At 44.3% G+C, this 20,874-nt stretch carries 16 protein-coding genes; all 16 read right to left on the bottom strand.

The genetic code is table 11. From position 1 onward, the window contains the following. Positions 1-31 precede the first annotated feature (31 nt). The 16 genes from dnaJ to BLCOC_RS05615 all read right to left on the bottom strand — a co-directional run bounded on the left by dnaJ (position 32) and on the right by BLCOC_RS05615 (position 20,866). Positions 32-1,201 (bottom strand): molecular chaperone DnaJ, encoded by a 1,170-nt coding sequence (gene dnaJ, locus BLCOC_RS05690; RefSeq protein ID WP_018595149.1) that lies wholly within the window; start codon positions 1,199-1,201, stop codon positions 32-34. A gap of 87 nt (positions 1,202-1,288) precedes the next feature. Continuing rightward, on the bottom strand, positions 1,289-3,166 hold the full coding sequence (dnaK, locus tag BLCOC_RS05685) for a molecular chaperone DnaK (protein WP_029470241.1): 1,878 nt from the start codon (positions 3,164-3,166) through the stop codon (positions 1,289-1,291). 147 nt (positions 3,167-3,313) lie between these two features. After that, positions 3,314-3,988 (bottom strand): nucleotide exchange factor GrpE, encoded by a 675-nt coding sequence (gene grpE, locus BLCOC_RS05680; protein WP_115624679.1) that lies wholly within the window; start codon positions 3,986-3,988, stop codon positions 3,314-3,316. A gap of 17 nt (positions 3,989-4,005) precedes the next feature. Further along, the gene (hrcA, locus tag BLCOC_RS05675; protein WP_029470243.1) at positions 4,006-5,043 is read right to left on the bottom strand and encodes a heat-inducible transcriptional repressor HrcA; all 1,038 of its coding nucleotides are present in this window, start codon (positions 5,041-5,043) and stop codon (positions 4,006-4,008) included. Between the two features lie 269 nt (positions 5,044-5,312). Beyond that, on the bottom strand, positions 5,313-6,515 hold the full coding sequence (locus tag BLCOC_RS05670; protein ID WP_115624678.1) for a DUF4179 domain-containing protein: 1,203 nt from the start codon (positions 6,513-6,515) through the stop codon (positions 5,313-5,315). Then, a complete protein-coding gene (locus BLCOC_RS05665; RefSeq protein WP_115625550.1) occupies positions 6,512-7,030 on the bottom strand; it encodes an RNA polymerase sigma factor in 519 nt (172 codons plus the stop codon). The genes BLCOC_RS05670 and BLCOC_RS05665 overlap by 4 nt, the downstream gene beginning before the upstream one ends. 196 nt (positions 7,031-7,226) lie before the next feature. Beyond that, complete coding sequence (locus tag BLCOC_RS05660) at positions 7,227-8,738, bottom strand: SLC13 family permease (protein ID WP_029470245.1); 1,512 nt, start codon at positions 8,736-8,738, stop codon at positions 7,227-7,229. Positions 8,739-9,057: 319 nt separating this feature from the next. Beyond that, positions 9,058-11,049 (bottom strand): excinuclease ABC subunit UvrB, encoded by a 1,992-nt coding sequence (gene uvrB, locus BLCOC_RS05655; RefSeq protein ID WP_115624677.1) that lies wholly within the window; start codon positions 11,047-11,049, stop codon positions 9,058-9,060. Positions 11,050-11,384: 335 nt separating this feature from the next. After that, the gene (locus BLCOC_RS05650; protein WP_115624675.1) at positions 11,385-12,677 is read right to left on the bottom strand and encodes a site-specific integrase; all 1,293 of its coding nucleotides are present in this window, start codon (positions 12,675-12,677) and stop codon (positions 11,385-11,387) included. A 2-nt stretch (positions 12,678-12,679) separates the two neighbouring features. Next, the gene (locus tag BLCOC_RS05645; protein WP_115624674.1) at positions 12,680-13,897 is read right to left on the bottom strand and encodes a site-specific integrase; all 1,218 of its coding nucleotides are present in this window, start codon (positions 13,895-13,897) and stop codon (positions 12,680-12,682) included. Next, the gene (locus tag BLCOC_RS05640) at positions 13,894-14,121 is read right to left on the bottom strand and encodes a helix-turn-helix domain-containing protein (protein ID WP_005337954.1); all 228 of its coding nucleotides are present in this window, start codon (positions 14,119-14,121) and stop codon (positions 13,894-13,896) included. Before BLCOC_RS05640 ends, BLCOC_RS05645 begins: the two co-directional genes overlap by 4 nt. Before the next feature lie 150 nt (positions 14,122-14,271). Beyond that, on the bottom strand, positions 14,272-14,793 hold the full coding sequence (locus tag BLCOC_RS05635) for a type II toxin-antitoxin system PemK/MazF family toxin (protein WP_115624673.1): 522 nt from the start codon (positions 14,791-14,793) through the stop codon (positions 14,272-14,274). A gap of 591 nt (positions 14,794-15,384) precedes the next feature. After that, the gene (locus BLCOC_RS05630; protein WP_115624672.1) at positions 15,385-15,855 is read right to left on the bottom strand and encodes an RNA polymerase sigma factor; all 471 of its coding nucleotides are present in this window, start codon (positions 15,853-15,855) and stop codon (positions 15,385-15,387) included. Positions 15,856-16,409: 554 nt separating this feature from the next. Further along, positions 16,410-17,264 (bottom strand): ABC transporter permease, encoded by an 855-nt coding sequence (locus tag BLCOC_RS05625; protein WP_115624671.1) that lies wholly within the window; start codon positions 17,262-17,264, stop codon positions 16,410-16,412. After that, a complete protein-coding gene (locus tag BLCOC_RS05620; RefSeq protein ID WP_115624670.1) occupies positions 17,257-18,171 on the bottom strand; it encodes an ATP-binding cassette domain-containing protein in 915 nt (304 codons plus the stop codon). Before BLCOC_RS05620 ends, BLCOC_RS05625 begins: the two co-directional genes overlap by 8 nt. Positions 18,172-18,349: 178 nt before the next feature. Then, positions 18,350-20,866, bottom strand: a complete 2,517-nt coding sequence (locus BLCOC_RS05615; protein ID WP_115624669.1) for an ABC transporter permease — start codon at positions 20,864-20,866, stop codon at positions 18,350-18,352. Between the last annotated feature and the right edge of the window lie 8 nt (positions 20,867-20,874).

Genomic DNA, 20,874 nt, shown 5'->3' with positions numbered 1-20,874 from the left:
TGCGGAATCTTTTCCACAGCGCCTTCTTTGATTATGAATCCTCAAAAGTCTCTTTCAGTTTGTCCATGAATCCTTTTTTCTTTTTCTCCGTACTGCCGGCTGGACGGTTGCCGCAGGCCTCATCAAATTTTCTCAGAGCCTCTTTGGCGTCCTCATTCAGCTTGGTAGGCACTTGCACCACCAGAGTCACATAATGGTCACCGCGTACGCTCTTATTTCTCAGAGACGGCACACCCTTTCCTTTCAGGCGCACTTTTGTGTCTGTCTGTGTACCGGGCTTCACATCATACATCACGTCACCGTCCACGGTACTGATGCGCACCTCACCGCCCAGAGCAGCCTGTGCAAATGTGATGGGCGCCGTAGAGAATATGTTCATATCCTGCCTCTGGAAAATCGGATGGCGGGATACGATCACCTCCACCAGCAAATCTCCTCTCGGGCCGCCATTGGTTCCCGGTTCACCCTTATCCCTGATACGGATACTCTGTCCGTTGTCAATACCTGCCGGTACAGATACCTGGATCTTCTTTCTCTGGTTCACGTATCCGGTTCCACGGCAGTCCGGGCATTTGTCCTTGATGACCTTACCGGTTCCGTGACACTCCGGACAGGTCTGTACATTTCTCACCATGCCGAACATGGACTGCTGGGTGTATACCACCTGGCCTTCCCCGTGGCATTTCGGACAGGTTTCCGGAGAAGTTCCCGGCTTTGCGCCTGTTCCGTGACATGTATTACAGTTTTCCTTCAGATTCAGATCCAGCTCTTTTTCACAGCCAAACACTGCTTCCTCAAATGTAATGCGGACGGATGCCCTCACATTGGCACCTTTCATAGGGCCGTTGTTGGCTCTTCTTCTTCCGCCGCCGCCAAACAGATCGCCGAAAATATCGCCGAAAATATCACCCATATCAGCGCCGTCAAATCCGCTGAAGCCTCCAAAGCCTCCTGCTCCGCCGGCACCGCCGTTTTCAAAGGCCGCATGGCCGAACTGGTCATACTGTCTTCTCTTATCCGGGTCACTCAAAACGCCGTAGGCCTCTGTCGCCTCCTTGAATTTTTTCTCCGCTTCTTTGTCTCCGGGGTTTACATCAGGATGGTACTTCTTTGCCAGCTTACGGTATGCGCTTTTGATCGTGGCGTCGTCAGCGCCTTTGTCCACGCCTAAGACTTCATAGTAATCTCTTTTATCTGCCATTGGTCTTATCCCTTTCTAAACATACAGTCAGGCATGGAGTGCTGTAAACACCCCATGCCATCCAAGTCATTTACTGACAAAGCTATTTTATACTTCTCTGTAGTCTCCGTCAACCACATCATCACCGTATGCTTCATTTCCTCCCTGAGTACCGGCACCTGCGTCCGGACCAGGACCTGCCTGTGCTCCCTGGGAAGCCTGAGCCTGCTCATACATCTTAGCAAAGAGTTTCTGTGCGCTCTCCATCAGTTTGTCTTTGCCGGCTTTGATGTCAGCAACCTGAGCATCTGTGATCTCTTCTGTATTTGCACAGCTGTTTAACAGTTCTTTTAATGCGTTCAGATCTGCTTCTACAGCAGTCTTGTCATTGGCATCCAGCTTGTCGCCTGCTTCTTCCAGTGCTTTCTCAGTCTGGAATACCATAGCGTCAGCGTCATTCTTGGTGTCTACAGCTTCTTTTCTCTTCTTATCCTGAGCTTCGTACTCAGCAGCCTCTCTGACTGCTTTGTCGATATCATCATCAGACATGTTGGAGCCTGCAGTGATGGTGATGTGCTGCTCTTTGCCTGTTCCCAGGTCTTTTGCGGATACATTCACGATACCATTGGCATCAATATCAAAAGTAACCTCGATCTGCGGAACACCTCTTCTTGCAGGCGGAATTCCATCCAGACGGAACTGTCCGAGGGATTTGTTATCTCTTGCGAACTGTCTCTCACCCTGTACCACGTTGATATCTACTGCTGTCTGGTTATCAGCCGCAGTGGAGAAGATCTGGCTCTTCTTAGTAGGGATCGTTGTATTTCTCTCGATCAGTCTTGTTGCGATACCGCCCATGGTCTCAATGGACAGGGACAACGGAGTAACATCCAGAAGAAGGATATCGCCTGCGCCTGCGTCGCCTGCCAGCTTACCGCCCTGTACGGAAGCACCCAGAGCTACACACTCATCCGGGTTCAGAGTCTTGCTTGGCTCTTTGCCTGTGAGCTGTTTTACTTTGTCCTGTACAGCCGGAATACGTGTGGAACCGCCGACTAACAGTACCTGGCCCAGTTCGGAAGAATTCAGGCCTGCATCAGACAGTGCACGGCGAACCGGCTCTGCTGTTCTCTCAACCAGGTCATGTGTCAATTCATCGAATTTGGCCCTTGTCAGGTTCATATCAAAGTGCAGAGGTCCATTGCTGTTCATGCTGATAAACGGCAGGTTGATATTGGTTGTGGTTGCTGAGGAAAGTTCTTTTTTCGCTTTCTCAGCAGCCTCTTTGATCCTCTGCATTGCCATCTTGTCTGCGGAAAGGTCTACGCCTTCGGATTTCTTGAATTCAGCGATCATGTAATCTGCAACTTTCTGGTCAAAGTCGTCGCCGCCCAGACGGTTGTCACCTGCTGTGGATAATACTTCGATAACGCCGTCACCGATCTCAATGATGGAAACATCGAAAGTACCACCGCCTAAGTCGTATACCATGATCTTCTGCTCTTTTTCATTGTCAAGGCCGTAAGCAAGCGCTGCTGCTGTAGGCTCGTTGATGATACGTTTTACTTCCAGACCTGCAATCTTACCAGCGTCTTTTGTTGCCTGACGCTGAGCATCGTTGAAGTAAGCAGGAACTGTGATAACTGCCTCTGTTACTTTCTCACCCAGATAGTTTTCCGCGTCGCTTTTCAGTTTCTGAAGGATCATTGCGGAAATTTCCTGCGGAGAATATTTTTTATCGTCAATTGTCACTCTGTAATCTGTTCCCATATGTCTCTTAATGGAAGAGATGGTTTTATCTGCATTGGTAACAGCCTGACGTTTTGCCGGCTCACCTACCAGTCTTTCTCCTGATTTTGTAAAAGCTACTACGGACGGTGTTGTTCTTGCGCCCTCTGCATTGGCGATAACTACCGGCTGTCCGCCTTCCATAACACCTACACAACTGTTTGTTGTACCTAAGTCAATACCTATAATTTTACCCATGATAAATTCCTCCTGAATTTAAAATCAATTACTTTTCCTGTTCACAGCGGCTTTACGCTCCCGCCAAAGCGTTTCATCTATGAGATAAAATCCAACGGTCTGTCCCGCCGGAGAATTTGGGTTGCGCCTTCGGCGCACCATCTAAAACTAATTGGCAACCTTCACCATGCTGTGTCTCACTACATGGTCTTTGTAAAGGTAGCCTTTCTGGAATTCTTCCACCACTACATTCTCACCGGCTTCTTCATCCTCCACATGCATCACTGCATTGTGGTAATCCGGATTGAATTCCTGCCCTACTGCTTCAATAGGCTTTACGCCGATCTCTTCAAAGACGGTCATCATCTGCTTGTAAATCTTTGTCATACCGTCAGCAAAGGGACTTTCTTTTTCATTTTCCGGAACTGCCGCAAGACCTCTTTCAAAGTTGTCAACAACCGGAAGAATCTTATCGATCACTTCACGCGCGCCGATTTCATACATGGAGGCTTTCTCCTTCTCTGTGCGCTTTCTGAAGTTATCGAACTCTGCCATCTGGCGTTTCACCATATCGGTGAGCTCTTCTATTTTTTCATCTTTTTTATCTTTTTTCTTCTTACCGAACAAGCCTTTTTTCTCAGATGACTTGCCTTTTGTCTGGTCAGCCTGCTCTTCTGTCCGGCCTTCTGTCTCCTCATCAGCCTGGTCATCATCGTCACCGGGCTCTTCACAGGTGGCCTCCTCTGCCAGCGCCTTATCGTCTTCCTCTAAGATTTCTTCTGCCTTCTCATCAGAAGCCGTATCCGGCTGCATCTCTTCATATAATTCTTTTTCTTCTGACACGAATCCGTACCGCCTTTCTAGGTTTTCTTAAATATATTGTCTAACTGCGTCTTCAGCGTTTTTAAATTGTCCACTACATTTTCGTAATCCATACGTTTGGGGCCTATGATACCGATGGTTCCCTGCATACCGCCTCCCAAATCATATGTGGCCGTCACGACGCTGCAGTCTTTCATAGTCTTAACAGGAGTTTCATTTCCAATGTATACCTGAATGCCGGTATTTTCCTCGGAATTCATGGTATCTTTGACCAAATCTACCAGTTCCTGTTTTTCCTCAAAGGCGGAAATCAGTTCACTGGCTTTTGAGGTATCTGCCAGCTCCGGATATTTAAAAATATTCGTGGTCCCGCTGGTATAAATCTCCACCTCATCCTCATCCACCGCAATGGCATTAGCCACCGCGTCAATGACGCTTCCCACAACAGCGCTGTGGATACCTGCCTGTTCTTTCATCTTAGTGATCATACCCAGGTTGATCTCCTCAATGGTGAGGCCGTTTAACTGGGTATTGAGAAGCAGGTTCAGCTTCAGTATTGTGTCATCATCCATAGGCTCCTGAAGGGCTATCATATGATTCTTTACAATATTTCCTTCGATCACCAGAACTGCCAGAAGCTGCATCTCAGCCACTCTGGAAAGCTGAATGAATTTTAATTTGTTTCTGTGATAGGTCGGGCCGGTGATCATGGTCGCGTAGTTGGTGTTGGATGCAAGAACCTTCACCACCTGTTTGAGCACCTTCTCCATTTTGTCGGTCCGCTCGATCATCATTTCCTTGATTTCCGAAACTTCCTGTTCCTTCTCCCGCATCAGCTCATCCACATAGAGGCGATAACCTGCGTCTGAGGGAATCCGCCCTGCCGAAGTGTGGGGCTGTACGATATACCCCAGTTCCTCCAGGTCTGACATCTCGTTCCGGATAGTTGCAGAGCTGAGATTCAGGTCAGTGTATTTTGAAATAGTTCTCGAGCCAACCGGTTCGCCGGTCTCCAGATACGTCTGGATAATGGCTTTTAATATCTTTCGTTTCCGCTCATCCAGTTCACTGTCCATTATTATCTCCTTTCTGCTTTTGCATTGATAAGGCCGGTCTCTTTTCCGGCATTGTTAGCACTCGTTTGTGTGGAGTGCTAACATCTATGTTCTAAAGATAGCACCAGCGTGTTTATTTGTCAAGGGCTTTATATTTTTTTTAGAAAGTTTCAGAATTTGCAACAATAATGAAGAAAAAGGGACATGCAAAAAAACAGAGGGGCTGTCTATACATAACAGCATTCCCTCTGTTTTGTTATATTATATCGGAAATATTAGTCGATTTTCATTTATTCAATAGGTACAATATAAAGGTTGTCCTCAGTCAGAACCTGCTCACCCTCAGGATAGGATTTTACGAACAGAAGGCTCTCCACCTGATCCGGGTCCAGTATCCGGTCAATTCCATAGGTCAGGGTATACTCATCACTGTCTTCCGATAAATAGCCGGAACTGCCGGGGCCCCGGTACAGATACAGATATGTGGTTCCGTCTTTTAATTTTACTCCTGTCAGCCACGGCGCTTCCTCATATGTCCGGGAAACAATCTCTTCCCCTGACTCATTCACGCCTTTTTCCTCTGTCAGCTTTCTTGGGAAATCATATACCACTCTCATGGAAATAGGAGATATTTCTACCTGCTTTACAGTGGCCCCGCTGTCCCCAAGCACATAGTCCGGGCTGCTTTCCCGTACATGATCCGAACCGCCCAGGGTCCAGGCAAAATCCCACTCAGCTTCTATGTCCGGTATATAACCGTCTATGGTGATCTCACCCAAATTTTCCAACTCAACACTGATGGGCTTTCCGATAAAGTATCCCTTTTCATCTTCTTTTGCCAAAGTGATCTCATACTCCATACTGCCGTCTTCCAGAGCATATCTCTCCAAGATTCCATCCTCAGAGATTGGAGTCCCGTCCGCATAGACAGCTCTGCCGTCATTTCCCTGCACCAATCCGTTGTAAAAGGATCTGGAAATGCTGAATCCTCCGTCTGCCGCGTCTTTGCCGTCAATTTTCACCTGTACATTTTCAAAATCCGGCTGCTTTCCCTGATCAAGCTCATAGCCCTCCACCTTAAATGCCAAATGTACGTAATAGTTATCCACAATACTCTGCATTGCCGTGACTTTTATCCCCTGGGCACTTACACTTTTGTCCACAGGTGACGCCATATTTTCCGCTTCCAGTTTATGCATTTGATCCGGTTCCGCTTTCATCCCCTCTGACATTCCGTGACTCCACTGCATATAGGCTGCCGCCCCCGCTGTGACAGTTCCAAAGACAAGAAGGGCCGCGGCTGCAAGGACCCATATTTTTTTTCTTGGCACTTTACCCGTTACTTTTCTCATTGCCATACTCTCCTCTTCGTACCTTTTCCGGGCATCCTTTTTTATAGAAGCAAAAGCTTCCTCTGCTTTTTGCTGTACCCTTTCCGGAATCTGCACATCCTGTCTGAGTTTTTCTAATATTTCATCTTCTCTCATACTCATATCAGTCTTCTCCTTTCCACCTCCGGATAATATTCCTCTGCCATCTTCTTTCTGGCTCTCGCTATCCTCGTCCTCACAGTCGCCTCCGGAATATCCAGGATTTCTGCGATTTCCGACATTTTAAAGCCTTCCACATAATACAGGACGATCACGGTCCGGTATTTCTCATCCAGGATTCCCAGGGCCTCATTCCATTCCAGATCACTGTAACCCTCTTCTTTTACTTCCACTTCAGGCGTCTCGTCTGTGAAAAAAAGATTTTCCTTTTTGTTCCTTATATCATTACATTTGTTGATCAGGATTCTGGTCATCCAGGTACGGAAATACCTTTCTTCCCTGAGCTGGTCTATTTTCTCCCAGCAGGTGAGGATGGTTTCCGATATGGCATCTGCAGCGTCCTCCTGGTTGGAAAGCAGTGAGCGGGCAGCTTTGTACATATTCTGCATCTGGGACTGCATGAGTTCCGTGAACGCATCCGCATCCCGCTCCTTCGCTTTTTTTATAAGATCATTCATAACAGGTTCCTTTCTTCCGTACGTACGTTTCCACATGTTTTTCATGTTTCTGCTTATTAGACAGTTCATCTGCCGGAAATGTTTCAACTGCCTCCCATAAAATTTTACCGCAAGGCTGCAGACATGGTCAGGATGGCTTTTTTCCTGACAACAAAGCAGCCGGCGCTCCACCCATTCCCGGAGCGCCGGCTGCTTCTTATACCACTGCTTTTCTGTTCGATACTTTATTGATGATAAATACTACAATGACCAGTGCTGCCACTGCAAATCCCAGAGAAGCCGCACTTTTTGTGGCTCCCGCGATTATAAACGCAGTCAGGGCAATGACACCGTTGACCAGCGCATAGGGAAGCTGGGTCCTCACATGCTCCACCAGATCGCATTCTGCCCCTGTGGAGGACAGGATCGTAGTATCGGAGATAGGGGAACAATGGTCGCCAAACAGACCCCCGGAGAGAACCGCACCTACCGCTATGGCAAAAGGTATGGAGAAAGCCTGTGCCATGGGTATAGCAAGAGGCATCATGATCGCAAAGGTTCCCCAGGAACTGCCTGTGGAAAAGGAGACAAAGGCTCCAAACAAAAAGATTGCCGCCGGAACCAGAGCCGCTGAAAAGCTCATGGACTTCAGCACATCCACAATAAACTGGGCCGTTCCCAGTTCACTGATCATACTTCCCAGAGACCAGGCCAGTACCAGGGTAATTGCCACATCTGTCATCCCCTTCATACCTCCCACATATACTTTGAAGGTCTCACTGAAGTTCATTACCTTGAAAAGACAGATCATGAGGATCAGGACCAGCGCCCCGAAAAAATAGCCCATGGTAAGCGCAACTCTGAATTCGTTACCGTCCACCTTTTTAAAGGGAAAGCCTAAAGGCGCCAGGGTCGCGAACAGGGTGACAAATACCACTACAATAGGAAGGATCACCATGATCGGCTTTGCGTTCTTTTTAGAATATATTCCGGTACTCTCTTCTTCCTCCGCGTGTTCTGTAAAGCTGTAACCGGCTTTTTCTTTCTCTGTTCTCTGCTCCGCTTTTTTCATCTGGGAAAAATCTATTTTTGTGAAAGCTATGAGCGGAATCAGGATGATCGCCAAGATCGCGTAGATCTGAAAGGGAATCGCCTGGACAAAAGTGGTATAATCGGATTCCTTTACACCCAGATTGTCAAATTCTGACTGGATAAGTCCCATAATATATACGCCCCAGCCGATAAATGGGATCAGAATCGCCACCGGAGAAGACGTGGAGTCCAGGATCCAGGCCAGTTTTTCCCTGGAGATTTTCAGCTTGTCAAACAGCGGCCGAAACACAGGTCCCACCAGAAGCGGGGTTCCCAGATCAGAAAAAAATATAATAATCCCGCCTGCCCAGGCGCAGAGCTGTGCTTTCAGTTTTGTGTTCACATAGCGGTATGCACTCTGCCCGAAAGCCTGCGCGCCTCCCGACTTTTCCATGAGCTTGATAAATCCTCCGATGAACACAACCAGAACGATCACACCCGCATTATAACTGTCTGTAAGCTGCACGAATAAATAATCACCGATCATGGATTTCACCGCTAAAAACGGATTACCATGGCTGAAGATCAATACACCTGTAAGCCCTCCACAGAAAAGAGAAAGAATCACATTTCTGCTCTTGATCGCCAGGATAACGGCTATGATAGGCGGCAATAAACTTAAAATACCGTAATTCATAGTTTTCCTCCCAAAATATTTAATATTTTCACATAAGAAAAGGCCTTGGCTGGATATCTTAAAGCAGCCACGGTCCTGTATTTCTGCCCCGCCCAGGGACAGTCCATGAGTAATATTACATTATTCTGAATAAATTTACAAGAAATTTATTTTATTTCCGCCAATCAGGTCCTGAGTATAAAAAAATCCTGCGGAGGAGGAAAATACTATCCCGGTTTTTTCCATCCCCGCAGGTATCTTATCCAGAGTATATCTGAAAGCTGCTTTTGATCGTCGAAATGATTTTTCAGATTTTCAGACATACTCCGGCATATACGGATCAATCCTCTGAAATCTCCTCCAGATTTTTTCTAAGCTCTATCATCTTATCACGCAGCTCTGCTGCCATCTCGAAATTCAGATCCGCTGCCGCTGCCCGCATCTGTTTTTCCACATCCTGAATCAGCTTCTTCAGCTCTTTTTTGTTCATGGACTCCGGGTCTTTCATCAGCTTATTCTCCGTCTCAGCCACACTCTTGGAGATACTGATAAGATCACGGACCGCCTTCCTGATCGTCTGCGGTGTGATGCCGTGGGCTTCGTTGTACTCCTGCTGCAGCTTACGGCGGCGCATGGTTTCGTCAATGGCAAGACGCATGGAATCTGTTATTTTATCACCATACATGATAACACGTCCATCCGAGTTACGGGCCGCGCGTCCAATGGTCTGGATCAGGGATGTCTCAGAACGCAGGAAGCCTTCTTTATCCGCATCCAGGATTGCCACAAGGGTGATCTCCGGAATATCCAGGCCTTCACGGAGGAGGTTAATGCCTACCAGCACATCAAACACATTTAAGCGCATATCACGGATAATCTCTGTACGCTCCAGGGTATCTATATCCGAGTGCAGGTATTTGACCCGGATGCCCAGCTCTTTCATATAATCCGTCAAATCCTCTGCCATCCGCTTAGTCAGAGTGGTTATGAGTATCTTATTGCCTTTCTCCACCTCTTTGTTGACTTCCCCCACAAGGTCGTCAATCTGTCCCGCCACAGGGCGTACCTCCACCATGGGGTCCAGAAGTCCTGTGGGCCGGATGATCTGCTCTGCCCGCAGCAGTTCATGGTTTGCCTCATAGTCCCCCGGTGTGGCAGACACAAACATGATCTGGTCGATCTTGTCCTCAAATTCTTCAAAGTTAAGAGGACGGTTGTCCAGTGCTGACGGCAGGCGGAATCCATAGTCCACCAGTGTACTCTTTCTGGAGCGGTCACCTGCATACATGCCCCGTATCTGAGGGATCGTCTTGTGGGACTCATCTACAATGATCAGGTAGTCATCCCCAAAATAATCCATAAGCGTATATGGCGCCTCCCCCGGTTCCAAACCGGATAAATGGCGGGAGTAGTTCTCGATCCCGGAACAGAATCCCGTCTCTTTCAGCATTTCTATATCAAAGTTGGTTCTCTCGGAAATCCTCTGTGCTTCCAGCAGTTTGTCCTCACTGCGGAAATATTCCACCCGCTCCTTTAACTCCTCCTCAATATTCACAGCCGCCTTGCGTATCTGCTCAATGGGAACTACATAATGAGAGGCCGGGAAGATAGCAATGTGATTGAGCTGGGATTTGATCTCTCCGGTCAAGGTGTCGATCTGGGTGATCCTGTCAATTTCATCCCCGAAAAATTCCACCCGCACTGCCATGTCCGTATAATCTGCCGGAAAGATTTCCAACACATCTCCCCGCACGCGGAAGGTACCACGGTGAAAGTCCATGTCATTTCTGTCATACTGGATATCAATCAGCTCCCGCACCACATCATCCCTGTCCTTTTCCATGCCCGGACGCAGGGAGATGATCATGTTCTGGTAATCCTTCGGGCTTCCAATGCCGTAGATACAGGATACACTGGAGATAATGATAACATCCTTCCTCTCACTCAGGGAGGAGGTTGCGGAGAGACGGAGCTTGTCGATCTCGTCGTTGACGGAGGAGTCTTTTGCAATATAGGTGTCGGATGAAGGGACATAGGCTTCGGGCTGGTAGTAATCGTAGTAGGAGACAAAATACTCCACTGCGTTCTCAGGGAACATCTCCTTGAACTCTCCGTATAACTGAGCTGCTAACGTCTTATTATGAGCGATGACAAGTGTCGGCTTCTGTAATTGCTGAATCACATTTGCCATCGTAAAAGTCTTTCCAGAACCCGTAACCCCTAGTAAAGTCTGGCATTGATTGCCTTCCTTGAACCCTTTCACAAGCTCTGCGATCGCCTGTGGCTGGTCTCCGGTTGGCTCATATGGGGCTTTTAATTTGAACTCATTCATGGTAAATTCCTCCATTTGTGACTTTTACTATGACCAATATCAGCCAAAAATTCGTATCCGGATTCGTAACGAAAAACTCATTTTTGTGGTGAATAGATGTGTTTCTCACCTCGTTACGAATAAAAGTCACAAAACTAATATTTGCGGATAAAACAGCACTCGGAAATACCTGAAAATACTAACCTCCGGTCCTGTCATATTTTTACTGTTTGTTCTTGTAACAGTCCCTATTATATCAAATAAATTTTTGAAAGTATATAGATTAACGCAAGAAAAAAGTACAAATGTTCGATTCTTATTTGTACTTTTTTCTTTCACTACTATTCTATTTTTCATCATGCTGCGTTGAAATATTCCTCCAGGATCAAGTCTATTTCAATCATTTCTGAATAATCATAATACTGATCTTTCCTCTCTTTTGGAATAACTTCTTCAATAAATGGTTCCAGTACGTCCAGACAGTCTTCTATGATTTCCTGTGTATCTCCATAGACATCTACGGATATAATTTCCTTGGCATGTCCTAACAAATGCGAAACACCTTTTGAATTAAAACTATTCTTCAGCAAAATGGTTGCATAGGTATTTCTCAACTGGTGAAAATGAATATCAGGCAAATCCAAGGATTTCAACAAGTCTTTATAGTATTTCTGATGAAAACCTTTACTCCTTGGATTCCCATATGTAGAACAACAAATATAATTCCAGTCCCGGAACTCTTTTGGTCTGCGTCTGCGGTTCTTCTCATAAGTTTTCCGTTCTTCCAGAATTGCTTCAAATACATAATCCGGTATTGGAATTTCACGCACACCAGCAGGTGTTTTTGTTTTAATTTCCTGCTTTGTCAGCATCTTAGGTGCACAGTCTTCTGCTTTACTGTTTGGCTTTTTTCCCAACTGACGCTCTACTCTCAACGTCCTGTGAATGTAATCGACATCACTGTATTTCAGAGCATTTATTTCACTTCTTCTGAGTCCCATCAATACCGCAAACAGAATTTGCATATGAATCGATGTCTCCTTGCTCGCCTCAATCAACCGAAGCACCTGCGGAAGTGTCAATGTTTTCTTCTCGTCAATTTTCAGGACGCGATACTCTGTCTTTTTTATTTTCTTCGGTAAATTGATTCCCTTCGCTGGATTTGTTGCCAGTACATTTTTGTTAAATGCATACTCCAATGATGTTTTCATGATCGTCCTGACATTTTTCGCAACTGATTCATACTTCTCTGCAACTGCATTATATAATTTTCTGATATACCCCTGATTTAGTGTAGACATATACATCTTTCCAATCTGTGGAACAATGTAATTCTTAATGGCACTTTTGTAAGTTGTATAAGTGTCGTCTGTTATTCGGGGACGCATAATATTTTCCAACCAGAAGATCATAAACTCCTCTACCCGGATTTTTCCATACACAATATAGGTTCCGGTATGTAGCTGTCCGATTACTTCATCACGAAATGCATTGGCTTCTCTTTTGGTTGTGAATCCCGCATGTTGCTGTGTCTTTTTACTTTCGTCTGCAAACGTCAGCAACACACGAAATCCATATCCATTTTTGATTGTTGTCACCGAATAGACCTTATATTCTACATATTTCTTAAAATCAAAGGTCTTATGCATGGCTATCCCTCCGTTCCGGTTTGTTGTGGTACAAATGTATTATTTACAAACGCAATAATCTTATCCTGCTCGTCCATAATCTCACAATAATATTCGTAAGTCGTATGAACGGAACTATGACCTAACAGACCAGATATTTTAAACAATGGAACTCCAAGCTCAATTAAAATGGTCGCAAACATATGTCTGAGTCCATGTACGGTGATATTTGGCAATCCATTTCTGTTACAGATTTTCGTAAGTGCCTGATTCATTGCCGTTAATGATCGGGGTTCGCCGTTTTCCTGACAAGATACATAATCATAATCCTTGTACGCTACCCCCATATCTGCTTTACGCTTATCAATTAACTGTTGTCTGTGTTTCACTTCCCGCATCACCACTTTCGGAACTCTTAATATCCGGTAACTGTTCTCCGTCTTTGGATTCCGTTCGATAACAGCATATTCCGTAATCGTAAATTCCTGTTCTTTCACTTTAAGATTTCCGACAATCTGTCTGCTGATTCTGACCGTCTGCTTTTCAAAATCAAAGTCCTGAAACTTCAATCCAAGGATTTCTCCTTTTCGTAATCCACAAAACAGTCCCAGTAAAATTTCCAGATACCAAGGATTCTTGCTCGCAGCTTCAAGAAAAACCTTCAATTTTTCTTTGCCTAATACCCTTACCTTTGGTTTTGCTCTCGGATATGGCTTTGTCTCAGGCATTGGATTATAGCTTATGAACTTATCTCTTGCTGCATCTTTCATGGCGATACTCAAAAGCTCCCGCCCTTTATTTCCCGCTGAAGGACAGATTTTCGCGACACGTTCCAGTAGAGCATCTAAATACTCTACTGAAACATACCTTAATTTGATATCCGCTTCCATACTCGGAAGAATCAGATTATATAAGGTATATGCTCCAACCATTCTCGTGGTTGTCTCAATTCTCGGACTGAAAATATTTTCAAACCAGTATTCCAGATAATCCCCAAGCATCACATCTGTCTTTTGCATTTTTGCAATCTGGAGATCTCTCTGCTTCTTCTGGTATCTTTTTTCATATTCCCAGTAACTTTTCTCTGCTTCTTCCGGCGTTTCAAAGCCACCTTTTTTCCCATATTTTGTCGTCAGATCGTCCTGCAGCTCTTTGGTTCTGTGATACCATGATTTTCCTTCAAAAAAGACAACTCTCTTTTCCTTTGACATTGTCTCTTGCTGCGTTTCTTTCTGTTTCATTCTGCTCTCACTCTTTCTCTCTCCTCGTCTCCATTCAGCCACTTATCAAAAGAATTGCATGGGATACGATAAGATCTGCCAATCTTCAACACCCGGAATGGTTTTCTGTCATAATAAACATTTTCTATAAATTCATATGCCTTGGAGCGTCCCAGCCCAAGCAAATTTTGAACATCTTCTACTTTATATACTTTCTTTTCCATTTCATTCTCTATCATTGCCATGACGTTATCCTCCTCGTCCTAATCTTTGCGCTTTACTACCGGTAGTTTTTAGCTGTGTAACATCTAAAAACGGTACACCACTAAGATATCCATTTTCGTCTACATCGTCCAATGTGCGAATTTTCAAATCGCACACTTGACTTTTACGTGTTACTTGTTCTTTCTTCCTATATAATAGTCGTACCCATTCCGGACATTGCAGAACATACATAATTCCTTATATCGCTGCTCCGGATTCACCCGCCGGATATAACGTCCCGGCACCTCATAAAAATTGCCTGCACATACTCTGCACAAGCTCACGACTAACGGTTTTTCAATAATTTTCGGTATTCCGGTACTTCTTCGGATTGCTTTATTGATTTTCTCCATTTCAGTACGATCTAAGGTACACACATAATTTTCCAACCGTCTTTTATCTAAAGTTCTGAGCTGCTCTAGTAGCACTACAGAATCCTTTTCCAAACCTTCCATTTCCGGGACTGCAATGTGTGTTGACAGTTTCATTTTTTCTTTACTTGTAATTGCTGCCACGATCACTGTCGGACTGTATTGATTTCCTATATTATTCTGAATCACCAGCACCGGACGATAACCGCCCTGTTCACTTCCAAATACAGGATCGAGGTCGGCGTGATAAATATCCCCACGCCTGACGTTTCTATCTTCCATCTTTGCTTTATCTCCTCTCGACTTTCTAACTGTTGTTATCCCTAAATATGTAAAATACAAGCCTATTTGTCCGCGACGTCCCGACTTGTAATTGGGAAATCATCAGACGGCTGACTGCTAATCAGCTCCACAGGATTTTATTTAAAATAAATATATGGGATTGGGATTTTTCCTCTCCAGGGATCTCCTGAAGCTGCCCTCACTTGTTGCGGCATCAAAGAAATATTTTGTATACACGACTTTATGACCGGACAGGAGTATCATTATGCCTGTTGTCTGTCATCGCCCTGCCAGATGCAATCTGACAGTTATAACCAGATATTTTTCGCTCAACAGTCCGGGTAATACAAACTGAAACCAAAAGGAAGTATACGGGTGGGATTTCGCTGTCTTTACCCAGCCTGTGTCATAGCGTATCTGTTAATGTGACTTACGCTCATCACGATAACAACAGGAATGTGCCTGATGAATGTATATGAATTTGTCAAGGTTCGTCCTGCTCCCCAGTTTTTGTGATAAAAGAAGAAACAGGCGGATCAGAATATTTCTCTTTCCACCTGTTTCCTCACTTAAATGCTATTTTTCAACCCACTATCTCAAAATCTTTTTCAAATTTCTGATTGCTGCTTTTACAGACTTTGCTACCATCTGAAAAGAGCATCCTTCTTCCTGTGCAATCTGCTCATAATTCTTATCTTCAAAATAATACTTCATCAATCGTCTTCTCTGAATTTCCGACAACTGCTGGATTGCACTATGTAACCGTTCCGTGTCCAGTTTATTCAGAACCGTATCCTCTACACTTTCTTCTTTCTGAAATATCCGTTCATATAAACTGGAATCCCAGATTTCTGACTGTTCCAAATGCCTGTCCACAATATTCATATGCGACACGTCCTGCAATTCAAACGTATTAAAAGCCTCATATACATTCTTTCCTATTTCCAAATCCTTGTACTCTTTTTCACCATTGCGAAATGAAACATAATATTTTCCGTCCTTCTCATAGATTTCATATGGGTTGTATTTATCTTTTCTTCTTTTGGGCTGTCTGCCTTCCATGTCCTTTCCTCCAATCTGAATTTTTTTGAATTCAGATCAGTAGGCGGGGCACGACATCGACATATTGTCCGAGTATTTTCTAAAAATTGGAAACAAAAAACGCCAGATTTCCGCGATGGAAAACTGGCGCGCCAAGAACAGCCACTATTATACTGAATTACATGGAACGATAGTGCCGATGCAATGGTATACTTGCCCGGAGGAGGAGTAATGCTTTTTTTAACTGATGTAGATCATGTGAGCTTTGAAAAAGCAAACGAGACACGACAAAATAACCTCCAATCGGCTACCGTGTCCCTGCAAGTCGTCATAGGTTTGTGTAAACGCAAAGAAACGGCGGCTCTGAAAATCAAAGCCGCCGTTTTAAATGAGCGTGTCAAATTGTCTGCTCTACGACGGCTTTTTTTCTTTTGCCGTCGTCCGGCAGGTTGTTTCTTTTTCGCTTATCTTAACAAGCAATTCTCACAGAAATGTCACTGACATTCTCTGTTTCGACAAAATAATGGGTTGAAATCTCACTAACCTGTGAGATTTGAAAATTTATTGCCTTTTCTTCATCGAATTTCTTTTTTCTGAAACAGGGCAATTCCCAAAACAGAAGTTAGAAATGTCACCAACAGAGAATATCCCATCCATCTGTAAGGGGCCTTTGCTATGCTTTCATCCGTCATTCCCTCTGTGTCAAACGCATCTGCAAGTTGGATGGCCTGTCCAGAGGGTAGCAGATCGCTAAGAACTTCAAGAACAATCCGTGGTGTACCTTCAATGTATTGAGGGTTCGGAAGCTGTTCAACTTGTGTAGGGATACCCATTTCATTGACAGTCACATAGTTATCGTATAGTTTTGGTTCTCCAAGTTTCTGATGGATAAAAGAACCGGATACCAGTAGAACCAAAGCCAGTATCATACTCACAACTACATTGCCTGCCTTATTTGTATTCAGGATAGCAAGTAGCGTCATAATGCTGGCGAAGGTTATAGAAATCATAAGACTGCTTATCATGCACAGAAAAATTGTAGCTGTTTCTGTTATCAGTTCACCGCCATTCATGTTTCCTATTACAAAAACTCCAACGGTATAGGACAGCGAAATCAATACACTGGCAATCGCACACACAATAAGATTTGCTAAGTAAATCCGTATTCGAGAATGGCCGACTATTATCTTATTGCGAATTGTACCATCGCTGTACTCGGAACCAATAAACAGGCTCGTAAAGATTGCAGATATAAGCCCCATCAGTGGTAAGCACTCAAAAAGGCATCTATCTAGCACAAATCCTATACGAGCCTCCGAAGCTATATTTAATGCAGTATACACTCCGTATGCAAACATACAAAGCACAAAAAACCAAAATATAACTTTTTTCAGCATACGAATAAATGTTGATACCAACAGTCTACTCATGGCTAACACCTCCGATTAAATCAACATAGTAGCTTTCCAGATTTTCTTCCTGTTCCTGAATGGACAGCAGATCACAATGGTACTTCTCCAGGGCAGATGTAAGCTGGGAAATATTTAATCTGTGATAAATCTCTGCCACATTGGGAGCAGGCATTTTGTAAGGTTGGCCTGTCTGCTTCAAAACGGCGGCCAACGCTTTGCCATCTGTTACTTCAATTCGGATAGACTTGCGGAACGAGTTTTCCAAATCATCCGCACTGATTTCTTTAATCATCTTTCCGTTGTCGATAAAGCCGTAATGCGTAGCAAGACGGGACAGCTCATCGAGAATGTGGCTGGATACCAAAATGGTAATACCATACTGCTGATTGAGGTTCAAAAGAAGCTGCCGCATTTCAATGATGCCCTGCGGGTCGAGTCCGTTGATTGGCTCGTCTAACACCAAAAACCTTGGATTTCCCACAAGAGCAATCGCAATTCCTAATCGCTGCCTCATACCTAAGCTAAAATTCTTTGCCTTTTTCCTGCCGGTACCCTCCAAGCCCACCATCTTCAGAAGTTGAGGAATGGTATCGAATGATCGTAGTCCCAACACACGATACTGTTCCTTTAAGTTTCCGGTGGCCGACATATCCAGATAGATAGCCGGTGTTTCAATCACGGCCCCCATTTCTTTTCTTGCGTTCAGGATTTCGTGTTTTCGGCTGCTAATTCCATATAGGGAATAATCCCCGAAAGTAGCTTCTTGCAGTCCGCAAATTATCCGAAGCAAGGTTGTTTTGCCAGCACCATTTTTTCCTACTAATCCATAGATAACCCCCTGCGGAATGTGTATGGAAAAATTGTCTAATGCTTTATGGTGGCCGTAAATCTTCGTCAAATTCTCGGCTTTGAGAATATAATCCAAAATATTACCCCCTTTTGATGATACTCGCTGTGTGCGAGTTTCTTTGTCTTATAGCATCATAAAATAGAAACCTCACAGAAATGTCACCGTCAGCCCCATTTTGTCGGCTAAAAATTCACATTTTTGTGACATTTGAAAACGGCCACCCTTTCGGATGACCGTTTCGTGTCTGCGTATTTTATTCAGCAATGCGTAGCCGCTCTACCACCGTTTTTTGTGCCATTTTGTTATAGCAAACCAAAGGAACAATGGCTGTAATGAGGATCAGAGGGATAATACAGAGAAATACCGGAAGCAGAGTAAAATGCCATGTAAAATAGGTTAATTCTGCACCCATCATCCGAACCACCGTTAGACTTGCTATAACGGAAAGTATCAGAGAACCTAAAAGGCCCAAGATAGAATAACCAATCCCTTCATATATCAACATTTGCTTAACCTGCCGTCCTGTCATACCTACCGATTGCAGCATTGCAATTTCTCTGTACCGAGACAAGATAGACGTTGTTATGGAGTTAATAAAGTTCAGTATACCGATCAGAGCCAATATCGCACAAAGAGCACCGCCCACAAGACGATACATATTGATCATCCCGTCAAAGGTCTGCCGTAGGGTCACTTTTGAAAGATAATCCAAAGCAGTGTCCGTATTCGTAGTGTAATTTTTCAGCCAGTTTTCTGTGGCAAGCTGGTGTTCTTCATCCACATTGAAGATTGTTTTCATGGCCGGCTGGTCAGCGGATACCATATTTCCCAAAAGTTCATTGGTTGGGAAAATATAGTCCAATCCCATGTCTACCTGCAAAGGAGTTTGTAATGCGCTTGGAATACTTACCACAGCCAGCACATCATACACTTTATTTGTACCATCAAACTGTGTCACGCTAATTTGATCGCCCGGTTTATACAAGCAAAGAGACCCATCACCCATCATTCGCAATGGAGTTACATACACGCCGGTCCCGGCTTTCCACTGTTCCGTGTTTAGTTCACCGTCTAACACCTGTACATATTCTGCCGAAAAATCATCCAAGCCATATACATTCACACCATGTTCCTGTCGAACCCTATAATTTTCCAGTTCATTTGCAATATCACTGGAAGAAGCAGAGAGTTCCTGTAATCGGGCGAGGTCGTTTTCAGAAAGCGGCTGTTTGGAAGTCCATAAGTAGATATTTCCTATATCTTCAAGACCATTCAAACTTTCTGTCTGGCTAATAAAATCTTGGCTTACATTCGCTGTGTTATATGGCGCATAATTGTTGATTACTGTTGTATCGGAAACTGTAAAATCTGTAAGGCTGAAATCAGCCACAAACTTATCAAAGTCAAAGGAGGTCACATAGGTATAAACGCTATTCAAGAGAACAATACTAAGGGCAAAAGACAAAGTAACGATCATTACTTTTTTCTTGTTTCGAGTCAGATTGTTCTTTGCCATCATCATTGTGCTGATATGCTTACTGCGCCGCTGCTTTTTCTTTCCACCAGTCTGTTCAATATAGTGCAGTGCCTCCATCGGAGAAACTTTAGCCGCCAATATCGCAGGTTTTTGACAGCTAATGAAAACTGTAATTGCGGAAAAGAAAATCGCTACCAAAAAGATCAATGGATTTACCGTAGTAACGATCCTTATATCATCAGTTAGCATATTTACAATCGCAGGCAGCAACAACCGACCAATCGGCCATCCCAACAATAGTCCAATAGGAATACCCATAATAGATAGCTTAATTGCTTTTCTATAAACGATTTTCCTTATTTGTCTTGCGGTGGTTCCCAGTGTTTTCAACATTCCATAAAACCGAATATCCTGCGCGATAGAAATATAAAACACATTGTAGATTAGAAGATAACCTGCGATAAAGATAACCGCAATACCGGCCACAAGGGGCAGCATGGAAGAAAGATTGACCGTTGCCATTCCGTAAGCGTCGTTAATACTTACCCGTTCATCTAAACCGTATTCGGAAGTCACATCTAATGCCTGCTTTTCAATATTCCATGCCGTAGGCATCATCATAACAGCATCAATATAACCGGTTCCCACAGGTGGGGTTGTTCCGTCCGTTTCCCCGTGGATGACCGGAGCTACCTGTTCCGTATATGCTTTGGATAATAGCATTGTTTGACGGTACGCCACAGCATCCCCATCCCAAATGCCGCAAAGCGTAAAGGTATCGGTAAATGTATCCGTATCGGTTGTAAAGGTCACCTTCATTTGTGTGCCGACTTTATCCGGCAGTCCCATCGCATCCAGAACAATACGGCTGGTGGCGATCTCATTTTTTTGTTCCGGCAGATGTCCGGTATCAGGAGTAATAAAGGTCAGTTCCGAATAAGTTTCATCACCATATCGCAGTTCCGTCGGCGTCTTATTGAAATCATCGCCCACGGCATTTCCTATGATAATTGAATATCCGATGTCTTTTATTCCTGTATCCGATGATAGCTTCTCATATTCTTCCCATGATAAACGCTTGATACCAGCATGGGCAGAAGTGCCGGTTGTCCTCATATTACTTTCCTGCATAGCAGTCTGCAAGCTAATGGCAATCGTAAACAAACTGGTAAAAAGCAACGTAGCAAGCATGATTGCCAATACCGCAATCGTATTTTTTTGAGCTTTCAACGAGCGCTTTGCCAGAAGTTTCAAGACAGGTCTGTTGTTATTCCCAAATAAAATATCTGTCATGTTTTCGC

It is taken from the genome of Blautia coccoides, from assembly GCF_034355335.1.
Taxonomy (GTDB): Bacteria; Bacillota; Clostridia; order Lachnospirales; family Lachnospiraceae; genus Blautia; species Blautia producta.
This window is presented reverse-complemented; position numbering and strand designations above follow the sequence as displayed.